The organism is Kitasatospora sp. NPDC056138 (genome assembly GCF_042264695.1).
Lineage (GTDB): Bacteria > Actinomycetota > Actinomycetes > Streptomycetales > Streptomycetaceae > Kitasatospora.
The window spans coordinates 25,623-47,411 of the sequence record NZ_JBHJVK010000021.1; the positions used below are offsets into that span (position 1 = coordinate 25,623).

General features: G+C 74.3%; 19 protein-coding genes. 13 read left to right on the forward strand and 6 right to left on the reverse strand.

Annotation, left to right across the window (positions count from 1 at the left end; genetic code table 11):
• Window positions 1-16 precede the first annotated feature (16 nt).
• Entirely contained in the window at window positions 17-1,162 is a 1,146-nt protein-coding gene (gene argJ / locus ACFC1R_RS15625; RefSeq protein WP_375938852.1) for a bifunctional glutamate N-acetyltransferase/amino-acid acetyltransferase ArgJ, read from the reverse strand.
• 20 nt (window positions 1,163-1,182) lie between these two features.
• Window positions 1,183-2,211: an N-acetyl-gamma-glutamyl-phosphate reductase gene (gene argC, locus ACFC1R_RS15630; protein WP_375938715.1), complete on the reverse strand. Its 1,029-nt coding sequence runs from the start codon at window positions 2,209-2,211 to the stop codon at window positions 1,183-1,185.
• A 551-nt stretch (window positions 2,212-2,762) separates the two neighbouring features.
• Between argC and ACFC1R_RS15635 the strand changes: the two genes are divergently transcribed.
• The 3 genes from ACFC1R_RS15635 to ACFC1R_RS15645 all read left to right on the forward strand — a co-directional run bounded on the left by ACFC1R_RS15635 (window position 2,763) and on the right by ACFC1R_RS15645 (window position 6,121).
• The gene (locus ACFC1R_RS15635) at window positions 2,763-3,482 is read left to right on the forward strand and encodes a hypothetical protein (RefSeq protein WP_375938717.1); all 720 of its coding nucleotides are present in this window, start codon (window positions 2,763-2,765) and stop codon (window positions 3,480-3,482) included.
• 600 nt (window positions 3,483-4,082) lie between these two features.
• Window positions 4,083-5,306 (forward strand): beta-ketoacyl-[acyl-carrier-protein] synthase family protein, encoded by a 1,224-nt coding sequence (locus tag ACFC1R_RS15640; protein WP_375938719.1) that lies wholly within the window; start codon window positions 4,083-4,085, stop codon window positions 5,304-5,306.
• Window positions 5,307-5,674: 368 nt separating this feature from the next.
• Window positions 5,675-6,121, forward strand: coding sequence for a hypothetical protein (locus ACFC1R_RS15645; protein WP_375938721.1), 447 nt, complete (start codon window positions 5,675-5,677; stop codon window positions 6,119-6,121).
• On the opposite strand, the gene ACFC1R_RS15650 is transcribed toward ACFC1R_RS15645, so the two are convergent.
• A complete protein-coding gene (locus ACFC1R_RS15650) occupies window positions 6,111-7,265 on the reverse strand; it encodes a methyltransferase (RefSeq protein WP_375938723.1) in 1,155 nt (384 codons plus the stop codon). The two genes, ACFC1R_RS15645 and ACFC1R_RS15650, sit on opposite strands and share 11 nt — an antisense overlap.
• 264 nt (window positions 7,266-7,529) lie before the next feature.
• Here ACFC1R_RS15650 and ACFC1R_RS15655 point away from each other — a divergent pair, with 264 nt between their 5' ends.
• The gene (locus ACFC1R_RS15655; protein WP_375938725.1) at window positions 7,530-7,946 is read left to right on the forward strand and encodes a VOC family protein; all 417 of its coding nucleotides are present in this window, start codon (window positions 7,530-7,532) and stop codon (window positions 7,944-7,946) included.
• 229 nt (window positions 7,947-8,175) lie between these two features.
• Here ACFC1R_RS15655 and ACFC1R_RS15660 read toward each other — a convergent pair whose 3' ends face one another.
• Window positions 8,176-9,558: a PLP-dependent aminotransferase family protein gene (locus tag ACFC1R_RS15660; protein WP_375938727.1), complete on the reverse strand. Its 1,383-nt coding sequence runs from the start codon at window positions 9,556-9,558 to the stop codon at window positions 8,176-8,178.
• Window positions 9,559-9,914: 356 nt separating this feature from the next.
• On the opposite strand from ACFC1R_RS15660, the gene ACFC1R_RS15665 reads away from it, so the two are divergent.
• The 7 genes from ACFC1R_RS15665 (at window position 9,915) to ACFC1R_RS15695 (ending at window position 17,096) form a co-directional block, all read left to right on the forward strand.
• Window positions 9,915-10,835, forward strand: coding sequence for a DMT family transporter (locus ACFC1R_RS15665; protein WP_375938729.1), 921 nt, complete (start codon window positions 9,915-9,917; stop codon window positions 10,833-10,835).
• A 71-nt stretch (window positions 10,836-10,906) separates the two neighbouring features.
• Entirely contained in the window at window positions 10,907-12,394 is a 1,488-nt protein-coding gene (locus tag ACFC1R_RS15670) for an alpha/beta hydrolase (RefSeq protein WP_375938731.1), read from the forward strand.
• 58 nt (window positions 12,395-12,452) lie between these two features.
• On the forward strand, window positions 12,453-13,226 hold the full coding sequence (locus ACFC1R_RS15675) for a nucleotidyltransferase domain-containing protein (protein ID WP_375938733.1): 774 nt from the start codon (window positions 12,453-12,455) through the stop codon (window positions 13,224-13,226).
• Between the two features lie 44 nt (window positions 13,227-13,270).
• Window positions 13,271-14,128 (forward strand): arylamine N-acetyltransferase, encoded by an 858-nt coding sequence (locus ACFC1R_RS15680; protein WP_375938735.1) that lies wholly within the window; start codon window positions 13,271-13,273, stop codon window positions 14,126-14,128.
• Entirely contained in the window at window positions 14,121-14,885 is a 765-nt protein-coding gene (locus ACFC1R_RS15685; RefSeq protein WP_375938737.1) for an alpha/beta fold hydrolase, read from the forward strand. The genes ACFC1R_RS15680 and ACFC1R_RS15685 overlap by 8 nt, the downstream gene beginning before the upstream one ends.
• A gap of 314 nt (window positions 14,886-15,199) precedes the next feature.
• On the forward strand, window positions 15,200-16,045 hold the full coding sequence (locus ACFC1R_RS15690; RefSeq protein ID WP_375938739.1) for a polysaccharide deacetylase family protein: 846 nt from the start codon (window positions 15,200-15,202) through the stop codon (window positions 16,043-16,045).
• A gap of 40 nt (window positions 16,046-16,085) precedes the next feature.
• Window positions 16,086-17,096, forward strand: a complete 1,011-nt coding sequence (locus ACFC1R_RS15695; RefSeq protein WP_375938741.1) for a ketopantoate reductase family protein — start codon at window positions 16,086-16,088, stop codon at window positions 17,094-17,096.
• 164 nt (window positions 17,097-17,260) lie between these two features.
• Here ACFC1R_RS15695 and ACFC1R_RS15700 read toward each other — a convergent pair whose 3' ends face one another.
• Entirely contained in the window at window positions 17,261-18,775 is a 1,515-nt protein-coding gene (locus tag ACFC1R_RS15700; RefSeq protein ID WP_375938744.1) for an aminotransferase class I/II-fold pyridoxal phosphate-dependent enzyme, read from the reverse strand.
• Window positions 18,776-18,868: 93 nt separating this feature from the next.
• Between ACFC1R_RS15700 and ACFC1R_RS15705 the strand changes: the two genes are divergently transcribed.
• Window positions 18,869-19,786 (forward strand): LysR substrate-binding domain-containing protein, encoded by a 918-nt coding sequence (locus ACFC1R_RS15705; RefSeq protein ID WP_375938746.1) that lies wholly within the window; start codon window positions 18,869-18,871, stop codon window positions 19,784-19,786.
• A gap of 7 nt (window positions 19,787-19,793) precedes the next feature.
• Here ACFC1R_RS15705 and ACFC1R_RS15710 read toward each other — a convergent pair whose 3' ends face one another.
• Window positions 19,794-20,612, reverse strand: coding sequence for an SDR family NAD(P)-dependent oxidoreductase (locus ACFC1R_RS15710; RefSeq protein WP_375938748.1), 819 nt, complete (start codon window positions 20,610-20,612; stop codon window positions 19,794-19,796).
• A 275-nt stretch (window positions 20,613-20,887) separates the two neighbouring features.
• On the opposite strand from ACFC1R_RS15710, the gene ACFC1R_RS15715 reads away from it, so the two are divergent.
• A complete protein-coding gene (locus tag ACFC1R_RS15715) occupies window positions 20,888-21,757 on the forward strand; it encodes a 3-hydroxybutyryl-CoA dehydrogenase (RefSeq protein ID WP_375938750.1) in 870 nt (289 codons plus the stop codon).
• Window positions 21,758-21,789 lie beyond the last annotated feature (32 nt).

Here is a 21,789-nt window from a genome sequence, read left to right on the forward strand (position 1 = left end):
GTTCGTGTCCCCCGGCTCAGGTGGAGTAGGCGCTGTTCTCGTGCACGTAGTCGGCGGTGAGGTCGTTGGTCCACACGGTGGCGGCGGCCCCGCCGGCGTTCAGGTCGGCGGTGACGACCACCTCGCGGCCCTTCATGCTCACCAGGGCGCGGTCCTCGCCGACGCTGCCGTTGCGGCAGACCCAGACGCCGTTGATGGCCACGTTCAGCCGGTCGGGGTCGAAGGCGGCGGCGGTGGTGCCGATCGCGGCCAGCACCCGGCCCCAGTTCGGGTCCTCGCCGTGGATGGCGCACTTGAGCAGGTTGTTGCGGGCGATGGTCCGGGCGACGTCCACCGCCTCCTGCTCGGTGGCGGCGTTCACGACGTCGATCCGGATGTCCTTGCTGGCACCCTCGGCGTCGCCGATCAGCTGCCGGGCCAGGTCGTCGCAGACCGTACGGACGGCCTCGGCGAACTCGGCCGCGTCCGGGGTGGTCCCGGAGGCGGCCGAGGACAGCAGCAGCACGGTGTCGTTGGTGGACATGCAGCCGTCGGAGTCCACCCGGTCGAAGGTGGTGCGGGTCGCGGAGCGCAGCGCGGTGTCCAGGCCCCGGCTGTCCACGGCGGCGTCGGTGGTGAGCACCACCAGCATGGTGGCGAGGCCGGGGGCGAGCATGCCCGCGCCCTTGGCCATGCCGCCGACCGTCCAGCCGTCGCCGGTGTACTGCGCCGTCTTGTGCACCGTGTCGGTGGTCTTGATGGCGATGGCCGCGGCCTCGCCGCCGTCCTCGCTGAGCGACTCGGCGGCCAGCTCGACACCGGGCAGCAGGACGTCCATCGGCAGCCGCTCGCCGATCAGGCCGGTCGAGGCGACGGCGACCTCGCCCGCGTTGAGCTTCAGCTCCGCGGCGACCTTCTCGGCCGTCGCATGGGTGTCCTGGAAGCCGAGCGGACCCGTACAGGCGTTGGCGCCACCGGAGTTGAGGATGACGGCGGAGACCTGACCACCCTTCAGGACCTGCTCGGACCAGAGCACCGGGGCGGCCTTGACCCGGTTGGAGGTGAAGACGCCGGCTGCGGCGAACGAGGGGCCGTCGTTGACCACCAGCGCCAGGTCGGGGGTGCCGGAGGCCTTGATCCCGGCGGTGACCCCGGCGGCACGGAAGCCCTTCGCCGCCGTCACGCCTGCGTTCCGACTGCTTGTCACGGTGCGACTCCGTTCACGGGAAGGCCCAGCTCTTCAGGCAGGCCGAGGGCGATGTTCATGCTCTGCACCGCGCCGCCGGCGGTGCCCTTCACCAGGTTGTCGATCGCGCTGATCGCGATGATCCGCCCGGCGTGCTCGTCCAGCGCGACCTGGATCAGCGCGGCGTTGGAGCCGTAGACCGAACTGGTCCGCGGCCACTGCCCCTCGGGCAGCAGCCGGACGAAGGGCTCACCCGCGAAGGCCGCCGCGTACGCCTCGCGCAGCCGCCCGGCCGTGGTGCCCGGCCTGGCCTTGGCCGAGCAGGTGGCCAGGATGCCGCGCGGCATCGGGGCGAGGGTCGGCGTGAACGAGACGACGACCGGCTCCTGCGCGATCGAGCCGAGGTTCTGCGCCATCTCCGGCGTGTGCCGGTGCCCGCCGCCGACCCCGTACGGGCTCATCGAGCCCATCACCTCGCTGCCGAGCAGGTGCGCCTTGACCGCCTTGCCCGCGCCGGACGTCCCGGAGGCGGCGACGACCACCGCCTCCGGCTCGGCCAGCTTCGCGGCGTACGCCGGGAACAGCGCCAGCGAGACGGCCGTCGGGTAGCAACCGGGGACGGCGATCCGCTTGCTCCCCTTGAGCGCCTCCCGGTACCCCGGCAACTCGGGCAGCCCGTACGGCCAGGTGCCGGCGTGCGGGGAGCCGTAGAACCGCTCCCACACCGCGGGGTCCTTCAGCCGGAAGTCCGCACCGCAGTCCACCACGAGCACGTCCTCACCGAGCACCTCGGCGACCGCCGCCGACTGGCCGTGCGGCAGCCCGAGGAAGACCACGTCGTGCCCGGCCAGCACCTCCGGCGTGGTCGGCTCCAGCACCCGGTCGGCCAGCGGCAGCAGATGCGGCTGCAACTCCCCGAACCGCACCCCGGCGTTCGACCCGCCGGTCAGCGCTCCGATCTCGACCTTCGGATGCCCGAGCAGGAGGCGCAGCACCTCACCACCCGCGTACCCGCTGGCGCCGGCGACGGCGACGCGCAAAACCATGACGTTCCTCCTCAGCTGCTTGGCATGAATATACGCACGACGGAACATTCATGCAAGAAGGTCGCATGGCGGGGCCACGTCGCTGCGACTCGGCACCCGACTCGGCCCGTGGGCCCTCCAGCCGGCCCGACCGAGCGCGAGAGTCGGCCCGGCCCTCATGCGGACAGGCCGGTGACCCCTCTGGATTCAGCGCGCCGCCCGGTGACGGCGCGGCCCTGACCCACCCGGTCTCGCTGTCACGGAGGGCCCTGGTCAAAAGCCTGGCGTGCTGGGCGCATCGGTCGGCCGGACAGGCCGGGTCGAGCGCTCGCTCACAGCCGCCTGCGACCGAGCGGTTCGGTCGGCGGGCGAGCGGTTGAGCCGGAGTGGCGGGTCGAGGTCTTCCCCGCGCTGCGGAAGGGCGCCGCAGTGCGCGCGGACAAGACCTGCCGGGACATCCGAAGACCGTGGGGAGAAGGAGTGTCAGATGGGCAGGGTTGACTCTCCCTCGGTCGGTCACACGTGCCGACGACCCCGGCCGACCGCCGGGGACGAGCGAGGGAGGCTTCCGAATGCGGGAGGATGTCATGACGGCCGGGACCGGGCTGCGGGTCTACCCCGAGCCCGCGGACGTGTTCGTCGCCGACCAGGTCGAACTGGCGGCACACCTGCACCCGTTGATCTCGATCGATCTCGCCGCGGTGGACCCGGCCTGGCACGGCCGGATCCACCTGGTCAGCCCGCTGGAACCGGCGGACGGCTACCTCGGCGACCACACCGAGGCCTTCCACCTGCCCCTGCAGAGGACCAACTGGCTCGGGTTCTCGATCGAGGACGACCGCTACCGCCTGCTCGGCGACCGGCGCTACTTCGCACGGGCGACGACCCCCGAGGAGCTGCCCGACCCCTGGCCCGGGTTCCGTGCGGAACTCGACGAGCACTGCGAGGCCGAGGAGCGCAGCTACCTGGCGCACCGGGACGCCTTCCGCCGCGAGGGCGTCCTGCTCATGCGCCACGACGACGGGTCCCCGCGGTCCGGCGGACCCGACGCCATGGCACTGCTGGAGCAGCTCGGCGGCGATGCGGACCCGCACGGGAACTGGGTGCGGCCCGAGCTGTTCCCCGTCGAGTACGACGACGACAGCGCCTGGCCGGTCAGTCCGGCCGGAAACCCGTTCCGCTTCGTGGCGTCGGTGCCCGGCTGGCACTACCGCAGAACGGGTGCCGACTCGATCCTGCTGTTCTTCGAGCCCGTCGAGCGGATCGCCCTGCTGACCTTCGACTGGAGCTGAGGAACCACCCTGACAGCCAAGGGCGTTGGGCCCGGCCCTCACCGGCCCGGACGGAGGGCCTCACCCGCGCCCGGACTCCGGAGGCCGGTCCCGGGGCGGTCGTCCGACGCCTGCGGCACACCGGCCGACGCCGCATCAGGGGTGGTGCCCCGTCGGGCCGGTTGCCCGGCGACCGGAGTTGGGCACCGGGGTGGCGTCGGTGAGCGATGATCCCGTGATGCCGCCTCCGGCGCACGGGGGCGACCTGCCGATACTCGAACAGCTCCCGGTGGATCCTGCGGCGACCGGGCCGTTCCGGTGGTACGGCCGGCCGGCTCCCGGATGCCGGCGGCGCCAGTGGGCGGAGAACGGACTGCCGTCGGACGACGGCGGCCTGCCGATGGTGACGGGCGGCACGGTGGCAGGCGGAACGGCGGGGCTGGTACCGCAGAAGCGGACTCGACGGTGAATGGCGGAACCCCACAATTCCCGGGCGCCGGACTCCGTGGATGTCCGCACCTGATCACCCGTCAAACCCCTGGCAGAGTGACGGAGAACTCGACATCCCCGACCGGCCTTCGGCGCGGGGAGTTGTACAGATCTCATAAAGGGGGTTCACCGATGGATGCCGATTCCAACAAGGTGGTGGTCACCGGTCTCGGGGCCACGACACCGCTCGGCGGAGACGTCGCCTCGACCTGGTCCGCGCTGCTCGCCGGGCAGTCCGGGATCAGCGCGATCGAGGAGGAGTGGGCGGCCGGCCTGCCCGTACGGATCGCGGGCAGGCTCAAGGTCGAGCCGGGCGAGGTCCTCGACCGGGTGCAGGCCCGCCGGATGGACCGTTGCGAGCAGATCGCACTGGTCGCCGCCCGCGAGGCGTGGGCCGACGCGGGGTCGCCCGGCGTCGAACCGGAGCGGCTGGCCGTGGTGATCGGTACGGGCACCGGGGGCGCGCTGACCATGCTCGGCCAGGACGACGTCCTCGAATCGTCCGGAGTCCGGCGGGTCTCACCGCACACCGTCCCGATGCTGATGGCCAACGGTCCCGCCGCCTGGGTCAGCATCGACCTCGGGGCCCGCGGCGGCGCCCACACCCCGGTCAGCGCCTGCGCGTCGGGCGCGGAGGCGATCGCGATGGGCCTCGACCTGATCCGGCTCGGCCGGGCGGACGTGGTCGTGGCGGGCGGCACCGAAGCCTGCATCTGCCCGCTGCCGCTGGCCGGCTTCGCCCAGGCCAGGGCGCACTCGACCCGCAACGACGCGCCCGAGCGGGCGTCCCGGCCCTTCGACGTCGACCGCGACGGCTTCGTCATCGGCGAGGGGGCCGTGGTGGTCGTCCTGGAGCGTGCCGGGTTCGCCGCCGCACGGGCCGCCCGCGCCCACGCGACACTCGCCGGGGCCGGCGTCACCTCCGACGCCCACCACATCACCGCCGCGCACCCCGACGGCCAGATCCGCGCCATGCGGCTGGCACTGTCCTCCGCAGCCCTGTCCCCGCTCGCCGTCGAGCACGTCCACGCCCACGCGACCTCCACCCCCATGGGCGATCTCACCGAGGCCGGGTCGATCACCGAGGCCATCGGCCTCCACCCGGCCGTCACCGCGACCAAATCGATGACCGGTCACCTCTTCGGCGCTGCCGGGGCGATGGGCGCCCTCTCCGCGATCCTCTCGCTCCGCGACGGCGTCATCCCCGCGACCCGGAACCTCGACGTCCTCGACCCGCAGGTGAAGCTGGACGTCGTCACGGGCGAGCCCCGGCGGGGCCGGCTGACCGCCGCCCTGACGAACTCGTTCGGCTTCGGCGGCCACAACGCCTCACTCGTGTTCACCCCGGCGCCCTGATCCGGTCGGAGCCACTTCCCCCGGGGGCCCGCCGAGGGCCCCCGGGGACCGGCGGGGAGGACTCGGCAGGGCGGCTCCCGAAGGAGCGGCGGAGAGGGAGGTGCCGCGGCGGTCCGGTAGCGGTGCCGGTCGTCGGCGCCACCACCGAACGGCCGGTCCTTGCATACGGAGGCGGGTCGGACTCGTGAGGGCGGATCGTTCGGACAGATCTCAGTCAGGCCATAGAAAAATTGGCGTCACATTTGGCCGAAGTTTGGTCGGATGTGCTTGAGTTCGACCGGATTGTGCAGACGGCGTGGGCCTGGTGGAGGCGCCCCGACGGGGCTGGCCGAACCATCCGCTGCACGGAAAGAGAACGAGGGATCGTGATGCGCAAGGCGGCACTCGGCTCACTGCGAGCAGTGCTGGGCATCGAGGCGGTTGCCGTCCTGTGGGTCACCGTCGTGCTCGCCGCACTCGGCGCCCTGTTCGGGGAGTTGGAGGGGCGTTCCCCGTCCCGGGAGGCGCGCGCGGTGTGGGCGGGCGCCTTCCTCGTCTGGGCCGGGCTGTGCGGCTGGGCCGCCGTCACGGCCGTCCGTCCGTCGCGGTCCAGGACGGGCGGGTGGCCCCGGCACCTGGTGGCGGTGGCCGCCGGGCACTCGGCGCTCACCACGGTGACGGCCCTGCGGGGCTCCTGGCCGACGACGACGGCGTGTCTGGCGGTGGCCACCCTGGCCTTCGCCGTGCTCCGGTCGAACCCTTCCACCAGGCGGCCGGCCCGCCCCCGCCGGGCCGCGCGCTGCTGCGGGCGGCCCGGACGGACGGTCAGTTCCTGACGGCGCGGAGGACGACGAACTTCGGGTCGCTGGCGACGACCTGGCAGTTGCCGAAGAGCCTGCGCAGCTTGACGTGGTAGCCGAGGTGACGGTTGCCGATGACCCAGAGTTCGCCACCGGGGCGGAGCGCGCGGCGGGAACCGGTGAACATCCGCCAGGCGGTGGCGTCGGTGGTCGCCTGGTGGGAGTGGAAGGGCGGGTTGTTCAGGACCAGGTCGACCGTGCCGGCCGGTACGGCGGAGAGGGCGTCACCGGCCAGGAACCGCGCCCCCGTGTCCCCCTGGACGTTCGCCCGGAAGGTGGCCTCGGCCGAGGCCACGGCCTGGAACGACTCGTCGATGAAGGTCAGTTCGGCCTGCGGGTTGGCCAGCGCGGCGGCCGTCCCGACCACACCGTTGCCGCAGCCGAGGTCCACGACGTGCTCGTGGCCGTGGCGCTGCGGCAGGTTGCGCAGGAAGAACCTGGTACCGATGTCGAGGCGTTCGGCGCAGAAGATGCCCGCGTGGTTGGTGACCGTCAGCCCGGAGGCCGGACCGAGATCGGCGGGCAGCGCGTAGCTGCTCGGCCAGGGGCTGGCGGCGGGGCGGAGTCCCGGGTCCGGCGTGCAGAAGACCAGGCGCGCCTTCTTCACCGCCAGCGAGGTGCGGGTCGGGCCGATGATGCGCTCGAACAGCTGGAGCGTGGAGGTGTGGATCTCGGTGACCATGCCGGTGCCGACCACGACCGTGCCCGGGTGGATGTGCGGCGCCAGGCGGTGCAGCTGGTCCTCCAGGAGCGCGAGGCTCTTGGGGACACGGATCAGCAGGACGTCGATCCCCTCCGGAGGGGTGTCCCTGGTCGACAGCAGACGTACGGCGTCCGCGTCGACCCCGTTGCGGGCGAGGTTCGCCCGGGTCGCCTGCTGGCCGAGGAAGGAGTCGGTGATCTGCACCGGCCGGTGCTCGGCGAGCGCGGTGACCAGCGCACCCCACCGGTCGCCGACCGCGACCACGGTTCCGGCCAGGTCGACGGGTTCGCCATCGATCCCCTTGAGGTGCCGCAGCAGGTACTCGTCGGCGGCGTCCCAGGCACGAAGCTGGTCGCGGGGGTCCTCGGGGAAGCGGGCGAGGTCGAACTCACCCCATGGCGTTGTGAAGCAGTTCATCGTGCCCTCAGGCTATCCGAGTCCCCCGTGCGCCCGGGAATCGCGGCAGGTGACCGTAGTCGGGCCGGCCTCCGGGGCGCCTCGGCGCGCCGCCGAAGCCACCCGCCCAGGCACCGCGCGCCCGGAGCGGCGCGCCGGGCGCCGGCACAGCCGCACCCGGCCGTTTGAGGGGCGGGGCCCGGCTCCCGGGCCGATACTGGCCGAGGACTCGACCGACCCGGGAGAACGGGCATCCCCAGGTGCCCGCAGAGAGGGCGATGCGGCATGGACTGGAAGCTGGAAGTGGTGGTGGTCCCCGTCTCGGACGTGGACCGGGCCAAGCGGTTCTACAGCGAGCAGGTCGGGTTCGACGTCGACATCGACACCCGGCTGGGCCCGGAATTCCGCGTCGTCCAGCTGACACCGCCCGGCTCGGGCTGCTCGATCACGGTGGGCACCGGGCTGCCGCAGGGCGTGCCCGGCTCGCTCAAGGGCCTGCAACTGGTGGTCACCGACGTCGAGGCCGCCAGGGCACAGCTGGCCGAGCGCGGCGTGGAGGTCAGCGGGGTCAAGCACTTCGCGGACGGCGTCCAGCAGGACGGGCACGGCGGCCCCTGGAACTCGTTCGTCTTCTTCGACGACCCCGACGGCAACAGCTGGGCCGTACAGGAACGTCCGGAACCGGTGGGCGGCACGGGCTGAGGGGGCAGCGCGGCGGTACGGGAGATCCGGCTTGCCCGCCCGCCCCGCCGCGCACCTGAGCTGCCCCGGCCCACCGCTCACCTGAGCCGCCCCGCCACTCGCCCGAGCCGTCACGCCCCGCCGTCGCGGCCCGCCGCCCCCGCCGCGCACCCGAGCCGCCGCGCACCGTCCCCGGCGGAGCCGCCCGCCCCACCGGTTCCGGCCCCGGGCGCAGTGAGCGTGTCGGCCGCTACGAGGAGGCCACCGCCGCCGCGAGGAGTTCGACGGCCTCGGCGAGCCGCCCCTCGGTCAGTCCCGCGTAGCCGAGGGCCAGTGCGGGGCCGCCAGGGCTCAGCCGCATGCCGGCCACCGGTTGGACCCGCACGCCGCGCGCGGCCGCGCCCGCGACCACGGCCGCCTCCGAGACGCCGTCCGGGAGGTCCAGGTAGAGGTGGAGCCCGGCGGCGACTCCGCGCACCTCGGCGGTGGGGAGCGACCGGCGCAGCGCGGTCGCCAGCGCGTCTCGGCGGCTGCGGTAGCGGGGCCGCAGGGTACGCAGGTGGCGGTCGTAGGAGCCGGTGGCGAGCAGTCCGGCGAAGGCGAGTTGGTCGAGCACGCCGGTGCCGAGGTCGGCGTACCGCTTGGCCGCGCGGAAGTCCGCCGCGAGCCCGGCCGGGACGATCGCCCAGCCGAGCCGCAGTCCCGGCGCGAGGGACTTGCTCAGCGAGCCCAGGTGCACCACCCGGTCGGGGGCCAGCCCCTGCACGCAGCCGACCGGGGCGCCTCCCGGCCGGAGGCTGGGGAGGAACTCGGCGTCGTAGTCGTCCTCCAGGACCAGTCCGTCCTGCTCACGCGCCCACCGGACCAGGGCGGAGCGGCGGGCCGGGGAGAGGACGACGCCGGTCGGGTACTGGTGCGCCGGGGTGACCAGGACGGCGTGCGCACCGCTCGCGGCGAGCGCGTCGACGTCGATGCCCTGTTCGTCGACCGGGATGCCGACGGCTTCGGCGCCGTGGGCCCGGAGCAGTTCCAGCGCGCCGGGCGAGCACGGGTCCTCGACCGCCACCCTGCGGTGCCCCCTGGCGGCGAGCAGTCCGAGGAGCAGGGTCAGGCTCTGGGCGACGCCGTTGACGACCATCACCCGCTCCGGGTCCACCGCCGCCGCCCGGACCCGGCCGAGGTAGGAGGCCAGTTCGGCACGGAGCTGCGGCAGTCCGGCCGGGTCGCCGTAGCCGAGGTCGGTGTGCCGGGCCTCGGTGAGGGCCCGCCGGGTGGCGGTCAGCCAGGCGGTGCGGGGGAAGGCCGCGAGGTCCGGGGTCCCGGGTTTGAGGTCGTAGGCGGGGACGGGACGGCGCGGCGCGGGCGCGGTCCGCGCGGCGGGCACGGCGATACCGGGCGCGACCCTGGTGCCGGAGCCGTGCCGGCTCACCAGGTAGCCCTCTGCGACAAGTTGGGCGTACGCCTCGACGACCACGCCGCGTGAGGTCCCGAGGTCGGCGGCGAGCGTACGGGTCGCGGGCAGCGGTGTGCCGGCAGCGAGCCGGCCGTCGCGGACGGCCTGCCGCAGGGCGCGGGTCAGCTGTCCGGTGAGGTCGCCGGCGGCGTGGTCGACGGTGACGAGCAGATCGCGCATGCGGGGACTCCTACGGCGGGACGGCTTCTACGGTGACACGGCTGCGACGGCGGGGGGACGGCTGCGAGGGCGGGACGGCTTCGGAGGACCGGCGGGTCGCGCACCCCCTCGGGGCACCGGGGGCGCTGCCCGATCGGCCGCGCGCGCGAATCCCCGGGCCGCGTGCGCGAATCCCGGTCGGGCGCGGCGGCCTGGGCACCCGACCGCCGGTACGGCACGGGTGTCTCCCGTTCCGCGCGGGCGGCCGATCGAGCGGACTCCCCGCCCCCGGGGTCGCCCGGGGCGGAAGTGGTCCTCCGTATGGCATGCCGAGTGGACCTGTCCGCCGGACCACCTGCGCTCCTAGCGTGACAGGCATGCCCGTTTCCCCCTCCTCCGGCGGCACGCTGCGCGCCGCGACCGCCATGACCGTGCTCGGCTGCTCGACCGGGGTCACCGCCCGGCTCGCCGACTACCCGCTCTTCGGCGGCCAGGCCGTCCGCTACCTGCTGGCCGCCCTGATCCTGCTGCCCGTCGCCGCGCGGTCCCGCGCCGGCCGGCCGGCGCCCCGTCCGAACCTGCGCGAACTGGGACGGCTCACGGTGCTGGCGGCGACCGGGCTGTTCGGCTTCAACGTGCTGATGGTGCAGGCGCTGCGGCACACCGATCCGGCGGCGGTGGGCAGCCTGGTCGGCTGTGCACCGCTGCTGCTGGCGGTGCTCGGCCCGCTGCTCGAACGGCGACGCCCACGGCTGCGGCTGGTCGCGGCGGCCGGCGTGGTGGTGGTCGGCGCGGCGGTCGCCCAGGGGTTCGGCACCGGGAGCGCGGCCGGGTTCCTGTACGCGCTGGGGACGCTCGGCTGCGAGGCGGCGTTCTCGCTGGTCGCCGTGCCGCTGCTGCCGCGGCTGGGGCCGGTCCTGACCTCGGCGTACGCCACCGTGCTCGCGGTACCGATGTTCGCACTCACCGGTCTGGCCGTGGACGGCACCGCGCTGCTGCGCCGGCCGACGGCCGCGGAACTGGCCGCGCTGCTGTATCTGGCGGTGCTGCTGACCTGCGTCGCGTTCCTGCTCTGGTACGCCGCCCTGGCCCGGCTCGGGGCCGAACGGGCCGGGCTGTTCGCGGGGTTGATCCCGGTGGCGGCCGCACTGTCGGGTGCGGTTCTCGGGACCGGCGCCCCGCACGCGGGCGAGCTGGCCGGAGCCGCCCTGGTCGGCCTCGGAGTCTGCCTGGGCGTGGCCCGCCCGCGCCGACCGGTTCGGACGGTCCGTCAGAAACGGCTGGTGGCGGACCAGTAGGGCTGTCCCCACCCCGCACCGACCTGCTGACCGGATGGGTGGATCCGATCCGGACCAGAAGACTGGACGGCATGCCGATCACCAACCGTACGGCGGCCGCCCTGGCCGCCGCCACCGCCGTCCTGTCACTCGCGGCCCCGGGCGCGCAGGCCGCACCGGACACACCGACCGCCAACAGCGCCGTTTCCTGGGGAAGTTGTCAGAGCGCCGGCCTGGACCCGCGCCAGCGGTGCGCCACCGTCCCGGTCCCGCTGGACTACAGCCGCCCGCACGGCGAGCAGATCACGCTCGCCGTCTCCCGGATCCCGAGCGAACGGCCCGACCTGCGTCGAGGCGTCCTGCTGATGATCCCGGGCGGGCCTGGCGGTTCGGGGATCGGCGGGCCGTCGGACGCCGTGCGGCGGCTGCCGCAGGCGGTCCGGGACGCGTACGACATCGTCGGCTTCGACCCGCGCGGGGTCGGGCGCTCCACCCCGGTCAGCTGCGACCTGACGCACGAGGACCTGGCGATGGTCAACCTCCGCCCGTGGCCCGCCCCCGACGGCGGCATCACCCGCGCCCTGGACACCGAGCGCCGGATCGCCGCCGCCTGTGCGGCCGACGGCGGGCCCGTCCTGCGGAGCATCAGCACCCGCAACGAGGCCCGGGACATCGACCGGATCCGCCAGGCACTCGGCGAGCGGAAGCTGTCCACCTGGGGCGTCTCGTACGGAACCTACGCGGGCGCGGTGTACGCGACGATGTTCCCGCAGCGCACCGACCGGGTGGTGCTGGACAGCAACGACGACCCGGATCCGAGCCGGGTCGAGCGGGGCTGGCTGGCGAACTTCGCGGTCGGTGCCGAGGACCGCTTCCCCGACTTCGCGCGCTTCGCGTCCGCGCCGGGCGGCGCGTACCGGATCGCCGGCACGCCGCAGGAGGTCAGGCAGGTCTTCCTCGACCTCGCGGACCGCCTGGACCGCGAGCCGATCCCCTGGCCCGGCGCCAACCCGGAGCAGCTGACCGGCAACGTGCTGCGCGAGACGATGCTGGAGAGCCTGTACTCCGACGCGGGGTTCCCCAGGCTGGCCACGCTGATGCTGGCCGCGCTCCACGGCACGGAGCTGCCCGCGCCGGGCGGGCCGCCGGACGCCGTGCAGCAGAACACCGTCGCGGCCTCGGTCGGGACGCTCTGCAACGACGTCTCCTGGCCCGGTCCGACCGCGGACTACCAGGGTGCGGTCACCGCCGACCGGGCCGCGCATCCGCTCACCGCCGGGATGCCGGTCGACGTGATGCCCTGCGCCTTCTGGCCGGCGCCGCCCGCCGAGGCACCGACCCGGATCACGCCCGACGGTCCGTCGAACGTGCTGCTGGTGCAGAACCTGCGCGACCCCGCGACCCCGTACCGCGGGGCGCTCAAGCTGCGTGCGGCGTTCGGCACCCGGGCGCGGATGGTGGCGGTGGACTCCGGCGGCCACGACGCCTACGCCGCCAACGGGAACGCCTGCGGGGACCGGCTGGTGACGGAGTTCCTGGTCGACGGTCACCGCCCGGGACGGGACGTGCTCTGCCGCTGAGCGGAGCTCCGGCCCGAAACCGGCTGCGGGCAGGCGGCCGGTCCGGCAGGATCGCACCATGAACGAACCGGTCGAGGCCGCGTACGCACTGGTGCGGGAACGATTCCCCGAGGCGGTGGCAGCCTTCCTCGGAGGATCGACCGCCCGGGGGCAGGGCACCGCCACCTCCGACCTGGACGTCGTGGTGATCCTGCCCGAACCCGCCGAGGTGTACCGGGAGACCGTCGCCTGGGCGGGCCGCCCGGCCGAGCTCTTCGTGCACACCGCCGCCTCGATCCGCACGATGTTCGACTGGGACCGGGCCAACGGCGCGCCGATCATGTCGTTCATGTGCGCGCACGGTGTCGTCCTGCTGGACCTGGACGGCACCGCCGGACGGATCCGCGCCCAGGCCGCGCGGACCATCGCGGACGGCCCGCTCCCGCCGGACCCGGCGGTGCTGGCCGCGAAGCGGTACCTGGTCACCGACCTGCGCGACGATCTGCTCGACTGCACCGACCCCGACGAGCTGCTGGCGGTCGCCACCGCGCTCCTCGACGGGGCCGCCGACCTGCTCGCCGTCGGCACCGGTCACTGGCACGGCAGGGGCAAGTGGCTCCCGCGCTGGCTGCGGGCGGCCGACCCGGCGCTCGCCGGGGCACTGCTGACGGGCTGTCGGACGCTGCTGGGCGGCGGGCCGCGCGCGCCGTTCGCCGACGCGGTGGCCGCCGTGCTGGACCGCGTCGGCGGCCCACTGCGCGAGGGCGACCACCGCCCGGCGGGCCCGGCCCTCCTGGCGGGCCCCGCCGGCCTTCGGCCCTGCCCCGCACGGTCGGGCTCCACCGGGAGCTGACCGGTACTCAGGGCGCTGTCGGTGGGCGGGGCTAGGGTGTCCGCATGCTGAACCGTACGGTGATCGAACAGTACCTGGGCCGTCTCGGCCTGCCCGAACCCCCCGCTCCGTCGGTGGCGGCGCTCTTCGCCCTGCACCGGGCCCAGGTCGAGCGGGTGCCGTACGAGACGCTGGACATCCTGCTGGGCCGTCCGACGACGATCGACCCGGCGGATTCGGCAGCCCGGATCCTCCAGGGCCGGGGCGGGTACTGCTTCCACCTCAACGGCGCCTTCGGCACCCTGCTCGCGGCACTCGGCTTCCGGGTGGAGCGGCATCTCGGCGGCGTGCAGGACCAGTCCCCCACCGCCGAGGCCGGGGCCCACGGGGACCACCTGGCCCTCACGGTGGACTGCGAGGGCGAGCGCTGGCTGGTGGACGTCGGCCTCGGCGACGGCCCGTACGAGCCGCTGCCGCTGCGCGAGGGGGAGTACCGGCAGGGCCCGTTCACGTACCGGCTGACGGCCTCGGAGGCCGAGGTCGGCGACTGGCGCCTCGAACACGACCCGCAGGGCTCGTTCCTCGGGATGGACTTCCTCTCCGCGCCCGCCCGGCAGGCCGACTTCGAGGCCAAGCACGCCTGGCTCTCGACGTCGCCCGAGTCCCCGTTCGCCCGCGTGGCCTGCGCCATCCGCCGGGACGCCGACGGCGTCGACGCGCTGCGCGGCTGCATGCTGGTCCGGGTGGACGCCGCCGGGCGGCACCGCCACGAGATAACCGACCCGTCCGAGTGGTACGCCACCCTGGCCGACCGGTTCGGCCTGGCGTTGCCCGAGTACGGCCCCGCCGAACGCGAGGCGCTCTGGCAGCAGGTGTCCGCGATCCACCAGGCCTGGAAGGAGGCGACGGCCGCACATGCGTAGTGCCCCCGTCACCCCCGGCGGCGACCTGATCCGCTGGGTCGAACTGCCCGGCGCCGAGCCGGCCCGGGTGTACGTCCACGGGCTGGGCGCGAGCTCTCCCCCGTACTTCACCGAGGCCGCGCTGCACCCGCTGCTGGCCGGCCGCCGCTCGCTGCTGGTCGACCTGCTGGGCTTCGGCATCAGCGACCGGCCGGCCGACTTCGACTACACCCTGGAGTCGCACGCCGACGCCCTGGCCCGGGCGCTCGAGGCGGCCGGGGTCGGCCGGGCGCAGCTGGTCGCGCACAGCATGGGCGGGTCGGTGGCGATCGTCCTGGCCGCCCGCCACCCGCACCTGGTGCGCGACCTGGTCCTGCTGGACGCCAATCTGGACGCGGTCACCCCCGGCCCCCAGTGGACGGGCAGCGGCCGGATCGCCTGGTACTCCGAGGAGGAGTTCCTGGCCTCCGGCTGGGCTGCGACCGAGCGGGTGGCCGGCCCGCACTGGTGGTCCACCATGCGGCTGGCGGGCCGCGAGGCGCTGCACCGCAGCGCCGTGCACCTGTGCCGGGGCAGCGAGCCGGTGATGCGCGAGCAGCTGCTCGGCCTGGAGATCCCGCGCACCTTCCTGTACCCGGCCGCCGACGGCCCGCCGACGGGCGCGGCCGAGCTCGCCGAGGCCGGGGTGTCGGTCGTCGCCGTCCCCGACAGCGGCCACAACCTGATGCTCGACAATCCGGACGCCTTCGCCCGGGCCGTCGTGGCCGCGGAGTCCTGACCCGGCGACGGCGGCCGCCGTCCGTCGGGCACCCGACACTGACGGGTGCCCGACGGCCGACCGGGTGTCGGAGCCGGCTGTCGAAGCGCCGGATGCACCAGGTCGTCACCATCCGGGTGAGCAGGCAGTACCGGAGCAGGCACGGTGCTGCCCTCGCCCTCCGGGCGTGCCACAGGGCCGCATTCGAAGTCGACCGGCTCTCACCGCTCCCGGTTCCGAAGGTCGGCCCCGGCAATTACCCGGACGGAAATCCACCCGGTGGCCCCGCGCGCCGAAATCGCACAGGCTTTCAGTGCTGCTTAGGCTGGCTCCCGATGACTGTCGACCGCCGCACCGTGCTGCGTTCCACGGCCCGGCTGGCCGCCCTCGGCGCCGCCACCGGGGTCACCGCCGCCTGCGGCGACAGCGGTGACCCACCAGCGCGGACCGACCCCGGGCCCGAGCAGTCCACCGGCACCGCGGCCCCCTCGCCGAGCCCACCGGCCACCCCCGTCGGCAGCCCGACCGCGGCCACCCCGGCTCCGACCGTCGCGCCGAGTCTGCCGCCGCTCTCCCCCACCACCCCCGTCGAGGTGGTCAACGGCCCGCGCGACCGGCCGCAGGTGGCGCTCACCTTCCACGGCCAGGGCGACCCGGCGCTCGCGCTCGCCCTGCTCACCGCCGCCGAACAGCACGGTGCCCGGCTCACCGTCCTGGCCGTCGGCGTCTGGCTGGACCAGCAGCCGCAGCTGGCCCGCCGGATCCTGGACGGCGGCCACGAACTCGGCAACCACACCCAGAACCACCTGGACATCTCCCGGATGCCGGCCGACCAGGCCCGCGCCGAGGTGCAGCAGTGCGCCGACCGGCTGCTCCGGCTCACCGGCTCGATCGGCCGCTGGTTCCGGCCCTCCGCGGCCCAGTACGCCACCCCGATGGTCCGCGAACAGGCCCGGCTGGTCGGCTACGAGCACTGCCTCTCCTACGACGTCGACCCGCGCGACTACACCGACCCGGGCGCCGAGGTGGTGCAGCGCCGGGTGCTCAAGGCGGCCATCGGCGGCTCGGTGATCGCCCTGCACATGGGGCACCGGGGCACCGTCGAGGCCCTGCCGGCCATCCTGACGGGCCTGGCCGAGGCCGGCCTGAGCGTCGTGACCACCAGTCAGCTCTGCGCGTAACACCTGTCCTCAACTGGGCGGCTGTGCTTGGCTGCTGGCCATGCGCTACATCATCATCGGCGCCGGCGCCATCGGCGGCACGATCGGCGGACGGCTGTACGAGAACGGGTTCGAGGTGGTGCTGGTCGCGCGCGGAGCGCACGCCGCCGCGCTGCGGACCGGCGGGCTGCGGTTCTCCACCCCGGAGGGCGTGCGGGCGCTGCCCATCCCGACGGTCACGAGTCCGGGCGAGATCGAGCTGCGGCCCGACGACGTCCTGGTCCTGGCGGTGAAGACCCAGCACACCGAAGGGGTACTGGCCGAGTGGGCCCCCCGCCCGGTCGCCACCGGCGAGGGCGGTCCGGCGGGCGGTGGTACGGCCGCCGAGCTGCTGCCTGTGCTCTGCGCCCAGAACGGTGTGGAGAACGAGCGGATCGCCCTGCGCCGCTTCCGCCACGTCTACGGGGTGTACGTCTGGATGCCCACCAGCCACCTGGAGCCGGGCCGGGTCTCCGCCTCCGGCGCACCGCTGAGCGGCATCCTGCGCCTCGGGCGCTACCCCCACGGGAGCGACGACACCGCCCGGCGGATCGCGGCCGACCTGGAGAAGTCGGTCTTCGCCGCCCCGGTCAGCGAGGACGTGATGCGCTGGAAGTACGGCAAGCTCCTGGGCAACGTGGGCAACGCGCTGGAGGCCGTCGCCGGACCGGTCACCGGCGAGCGGCGGATCGCGCTCTACCAGCGGGCCCGGCAGGAGTACGAGGCGGTGCTGCAGGCCGCCGGGATCCCGTACGCGACCGTGGAGGAGCAGGCGGCCGACCGGGGCGAGCGGGTCGAGCTGCAGCCGCTGGGGGGCGAGGGGCGGGTCGGCGGGTCGTCGACCCAGAGCCTGATCCGGGGCAGCGGGAGCATCGAGACGGACTACCTGAACGGCGAGGTGGTGCTGCTCGGGCGGCTGCACGGCGTCCCGACACCGGTCAACGAGGCCCTGCAACGGCTGGCCGACGAGTTCGCCCGCACCGGCCGCCCGCCCGGCAGCCTGTCGGAGGAGGAGCTGGCGGCGCTCGGGTAGGTCCCGGGGCGCTGAGAGGCCGGGCGGCGAAGCGGGGGGCGGCGAGCCGCGCCAGCGGCGGCCTCGACGGTGCCGGGAGCCGTACGGCCGGCGGCCCCGACGGTGCGGGGCTGCCCAGGGCGCCGACCGCGCCCCCGCGCCGCCCGCTCCGCCGCCGGCGCGGTTCAGGCGGTCTCGTCCACGACCCGCAGGGTCGTCACGGCCGGGTCCGCCGCGCCACGGACATGACCGTTGGGTGCGGCCGCCGTGCGCTGGAAGAAGTCGACGAGTTCGGCGGTGACGACCTCGCCGGGCAGCAGGTTGGGGATCCCCGGCGGGTAGGCGGCGAGGGTGTCGGTGGAGATCCGTCCGACCGCCTGGTGCGCCGGCAGGACCGCGCCGGGGGCGAAGAAGGCCTGCCGGGTGGTCAGCCGGACCGGGCCGGGCTCGGGCAGCCGCAGCCGGCTCGGCGGGGCCTGCTCGCCGAGCGGCGCCGGGAGGGCGTGCAGGGCCTCGACGAAGCGGTCGGTGTCCGGCTGGGCGCCCGCGCCGATCACGGCGACGATCGCCGAGTCGGTGGCGACCTCGACCAGGATCCGGTGCTCGTGCATCAGCCTGCGCCGGGCCTCGTGACCGCCGATGCCGCCGGCCCTGGTGTCGATCGGCACCCGCAGCGGATCGGCGGCGGCGATGTCGGGGAAGCGGTCGAAGCCGTCACCGACCAGCGCGAACCTGCCTGCGGCACGGACGGCGGAGCGTATTCTGTCCGCCGCGTCCAGGGCGGCGGCGATCCGCTCCCGGCCGTTCACCAGGGTCTGGCGGGCCACGTCGAGCGAGGCCAGGAGCAGCGCACTGGCACTGGTCGACTGGGTCAGCTGGAAGACGCGCTGGACCAGGGGTTCCAGGGTGTCGGCGAAGGGTCCCTCACCGAGGTGCAGCATGGCCGACTGGGTGAGACTGCCGCCGAGCTTGTGGGTACTGGAGACCACCAGGTCGGCCCCCTGGGCGAGCGCGTTCGCGGGCAGCTCGGGATGGAAGCCGAAGTGCGACCCCCAGGCCTCGTCGACGATCAGCGGGACACCGGCGGCGTGGGCGACCTCGGCGAGGGCGCGTACGTCGGCGACCGCGCCGAAGTAGCTGGGCGTCACCACGTAGGCGGCGGCCGCGTCCGGGTGCGCGGCGATCGTCGCGGCGAGGTCGGCGGGGGTGACGCCGTGCGCGATGCCGAGGGCGGCGTCGACCGACGGCGGGACGAAGGCCGCGCGCTGCCCGGAGAGGACCAGGCCGTCGACCACGCTGGAGTGGATGCTGCGCTGGACGATCAGGGTCTCGCCGAGGGCACGGGCGACCAGCGCCGCGATGCGGTTGCCCTGGGAGGCGCCGTTGGTGAGGAACCAGGTCCGGCGTGCGCCCCAGGCGTGCGCGGCCAGGCCGAGCGCCTCGTCCATCGGGTTGCCCGCGCCCAGGTCGATGTCCTCCAGCAGGGGCGGTACGTCCAGGCGCAGCGGCGCCTCGCCGACGAGCCGGGCGAGGGCGTCGAAGCGGACCGGGTCGGCGGCGTGCCCGGGGACGTTCAGCCGGAGCCAGTCCCGGCGGGCTCCGGCGCTGACGGCCTCGGCGTACGGGGCGGTGTGGTGGGCCGTGCGGTGGGGGGTGCGGTGGGCGGCGTTCCGGGTGGTCACGGAGGTTCGGTCGGTCACACGCAGCAGCGTCGCAGTCGACGACAGCCAGAGGAATACTCTGTTTCCATGGGGGGCTCAAGAGATTCTCTATAGGTGGAGCCGGGAGCCCGGGTGCTCGAACTGCGTCACTTCCAGGTCCTGCGCGCCGTCGCGCGCGAGGGTTCGCTCGCCGCCGCCGCGCGGGCGCTGCGCTACACGCAGCCGACCGTCACCTACCACCTCGCCACGCTGGAGTCGCACTTCGGCGCACCGCTGTTCCACCGGGGACCGCGCGGCACCACCCTCACCGAGGTCGGCGAGGCGCTGCTGCCGCACGCCGAGGCGGTGCTGGAACGCGTCGGCCTGGCGCAGCGGGAGGTGCGCGGGCTGGTCAGGCGCGGCAGCGCGACCCTGCGGGTCGGCACCTTCCCCACCGCCGGCGCGCTGCTGCTCCCGCCGGCGGTCCGGCGCCTGCACCAGCGCGGGGTGCACGTCACCCTGCGGGAGGGCGAGCTGCCGACCCTGCTGGCCGGTCTGCGCTCCCGGGAGCTGCACCTGGCGCTGGTGTTCTCCCAGCCGGGCGACCGGCTCGATCTGGAGGAGGACTTCGTCGTCCATCCGCTGCTGGAGGATCCGCTGCTGCTGGTGCTGCCCGCCGACCACCCGCAGGCGGGGCTGGACCGGGTGCCGCTCGCCGCGCTGCGCGAGGACGGCTGGATCATGGGCACCACCGACTGGGACCCGTGCGACCGCCTGCTGGTCTGGGCCTGCGCGCAGGAGGGCTTCGAGCCGGTGCACGTCATGCGCACCGACGACTACGGCGTGCTGCAGGGCTTCGTCGCCGCCGGGATCGGGGTGGCGCTGGTGCCCCGGCTGGGTCTGGGCAGCCCCCGGGAGGACCTCGCCGTCCGCCCGGTCCACGGCCCGGCGCTGGCCCGGCAGATCGGCGTCGCGATGCTCAGGAGCACCACGGCGGGCAGTACCGAGCAGCTGCTCGCGGAGCTGCGGGTGGAGGCCGGGCGGATCCGGTCCCGGGGGCGGGCCGGCTGACCGGACGTCAGGCCATCGGGTCGTCGGGGCCGTACGGCCGCAGCCGCAGCGTACGGGCGTCCGTCTCGCGGATCGCCTCGGCACGGGAGAGGAGTTCCTCCAGGTCGTCCCGGCCCGCGTGGACGAACCGGCCGTGCAGTCCGTCGAAGCGCCCCCGGGCGACGTCCACCGCGACGGCGACCATGTACGGGATGCTCCCCCACTCCGTCGTCTCCGCGAACATCGGCATCCCGGCAGTCATGTCGGTGGCCACGGCGCCGGGGCTGATGTCGAGCACCACGATCTGGTGGGCGGCCAGCGAGTCGGCGATGTTGTCCGAGAGCTGGAGCAGCGCGCCCTTGGAGGTGGCGTACGCGGTGTAGTGGCCGTCCGGGCGCAGGGCGAAGCCGGAGTTGAGGTTGAGCACCCGGCCGCGGCGCCGTTCGACCATGGCGGGGAGCACGCAGCGCATCAGGTTGAACGGGCCGCGCAGGTTGGTCTCCACCACCTGCCACCACTGGTTCGCGTCCACCTCCCACAGCGGCGCCTCGGCGCGGTCGACCTGGCCGGCGTTGTTGACCAGGAAGTCGACCGGGCCGAGGTCCCGTTCCACCGCCCGGACGGCTTCGCGGACGGCGCCCGGGCGGCACACGTCGGCGGTCACCGCGACGCCGCGCGCGCCGTGGTGCACGCACTCCTTGAGGGTGTCGATCAGGGTCTGGTGGGTGCGGCCGATCAGGCCGACGGCCATGCCCTCGGCGGCCAGGCCGATCGCGATCTCCCGGCCGATACCGCGCCCCGCCCCGGTGACCAGCGCGACCTGTCCTGTGAGCGATCCTGTCGGCATCCCTGCTCCCCGCTCCCGCCTCGGCTGGTTCGACCCCTGGATTCTGGCGGGCGGGCGGCGGTCCCGCCGGGCGGCCGACCGCACCGCTGGGGCGAACGTGACGCATCTCATCCGATCGGCCCAGCCTCGCCCGAGGACGCCCGGACGCGAACGAGCGTTAGCACAAGTAGTACCGTCGTCGAGGCGATGTGCCCGGCCCACCAGGCCGGGTGCGCCGCCCGCTGAACACAGCACCTCGCTGGGCCACCCCCAGCATCACCATGAAGGGCAACTGAGTGAGTGACATCGCGCGCGTCGGAGTGATCGGCTGCGGCCTCATGGGGTCGGGCATCGCTGAGGTCTTCGCCCGCTCGGGCCTGGAGGTCCTGGTCTCCGAGGCCACTGGCGAGGCCCTCGAACTGGGCCGCACCCGGCTGACCAACTCCCTGGAGACCGCCCTGCGGCGCGGGAAGCTGACCGAGGAGCAGCGCGACGAAGCCCTCTCCCGGCTCTCCTTCACCACCGACCTCGCCGAGTTCGCCGACCGCGACCTGGTGGTCGAGGCGGTCGCCGAACGCGAGGACATCAAGATCCAGATCTTCCAGACCCTGGACCAGGTCGTCGAGCGCCGGGACGCCATCCTGGCCTCCAACACCTCCTCGATCCCGATCGTCAAGCTCGCCGCCGCGACCTCCCGCCCGGAGCAGGTCATCGGCCTGCACTTCTTCAACCCGGCGCCGGTGCAGAAGCTGGTCGAGGTCATCCCCACCCTCACCACCTCGGCCGAGACCACCGCGCGGATCGAGGCCTTCGCCGTGCAGGTCCTCGGCAAGGAGCCGATCCGGGCCCGCGACCGGGCCGGCTTCGTGGTCAACGCGCTGCTGGTCCCGTACCTGCTCTCGGCGGTCCGGATGTTCGAGTCGGGCGTGGCCACCGCCTCCGACATCGACAAGGGCATGGAGGCCGGCTGCGCCCACCCGATGGGTCCGCTGCGCCTGTGCGACCTGATCGGCCTGGACACCATCGTCTCCATCGCCGAGTCGATGTACGACGAGTACAAGGAGCCGCTGTACGCCGCTCCCCCGCTGCTCTCCCGGATGGTCGACGCGGGCCTGCTCGGCCGCAAGTCCGGCCGCGGCTTCTACGACTACACCGCGAGCGCCTGACCTCCCGGTTCGCCGGTCGGCCGGCCATTGGG

Bases quoted from the DNA above. Each gene is read 5' to 3' on its own strand.
- argC (WP_375938715.1), bottom strand. From the start codon at position 2,211: ATGGTTTTGCGCGTCGCCGTCGCCGGCGCCAGCGGGTACGCGGGTGGT.
- ACFC1R_RS15635 (WP_375938717.1), top strand. From the start codon at position 2,763: ATGCGGGAGGATGTCATGACGGCCGGGACCGGGCTGCGGGTCTACCCC.
- ACFC1R_RS15640 (WP_375938719.1), top strand. From the start codon at position 4,083: ATGGATGCCGATTCCAACAAGGTGGTGGTCACCGGTCTCGGGGCCACG.
- ACFC1R_RS15645 (WP_375938721.1), top strand. From the start codon at position 5,675: ATGCGCAAGGCGGCACTCGGCTCACTGCGAGCAGTGCTGGGCATCGAG.
- ACFC1R_RS15650 (WP_375938723.1), bottom strand. From the start codon at position 7,265: ATGAACTGCTTCACAACGCCATGGGGTGAGTTCGACCTCGCCCGCTTC.
- ACFC1R_RS15655 (WP_375938725.1), top strand. From the start codon at position 7,530: ATGGACTGGAAGCTGGAAGTGGTGGTGGTCCCCGTCTCGGACGTGGAC.
- ACFC1R_RS15660 (WP_375938727.1), bottom strand. From the start codon at position 9,558: ATGCGCGATCTGCTCGTCACCGTCGACCACGCCGCCGGCGACCTCACC.
- ACFC1R_RS15665 (WP_375938729.1), top strand. From the start codon at position 9,915: ATGCCCGTTTCCCCCTCCTCCGGCGGCACGCTGCGCGCCGCGACCGCC.
- ACFC1R_RS15670 (WP_375938731.1), top strand. From the start codon at position 10,907: ATGCCGATCACCAACCGTACGGCGGCCGCCCTGGCCGCCGCCACCGCC.
- ACFC1R_RS15675 (WP_375938733.1), top strand. From the start codon at position 12,453: ATGAACGAACCGGTCGAGGCCGCGTACGCACTGGTGCGGGAACGATTC.
- ACFC1R_RS15680 (WP_375938735.1), top strand. From the start codon at position 13,271: ATGCTGAACCGTACGGTGATCGAACAGTACCTGGGCCGTCTCGGCCTG.
- ACFC1R_RS15685 (WP_375938737.1), top strand. From the start codon at position 14,121: ATGCGTAGTGCCCCCGTCACCCCCGGCGGCGACCTGATCCGCTGGGTC.
- ACFC1R_RS15690 (WP_375938739.1), top strand. From the start codon at position 15,200: ATGACTGTCGACCGCCGCACCGTGCTGCGTTCCACGGCCCGGCTGGCC.
- ACFC1R_RS15695 (WP_375938741.1), top strand. From the start codon at position 16,086: ATGCGCTACATCATCATCGGCGCCGGCGCCATCGGCGGCACGATCGGC.
- ACFC1R_RS15710 (WP_375938748.1), bottom strand. From the start codon at position 20,612: ATGCCGACAGGATCGCTCACAGGACAGGTCGCGCTGGTCACCGGGGCG.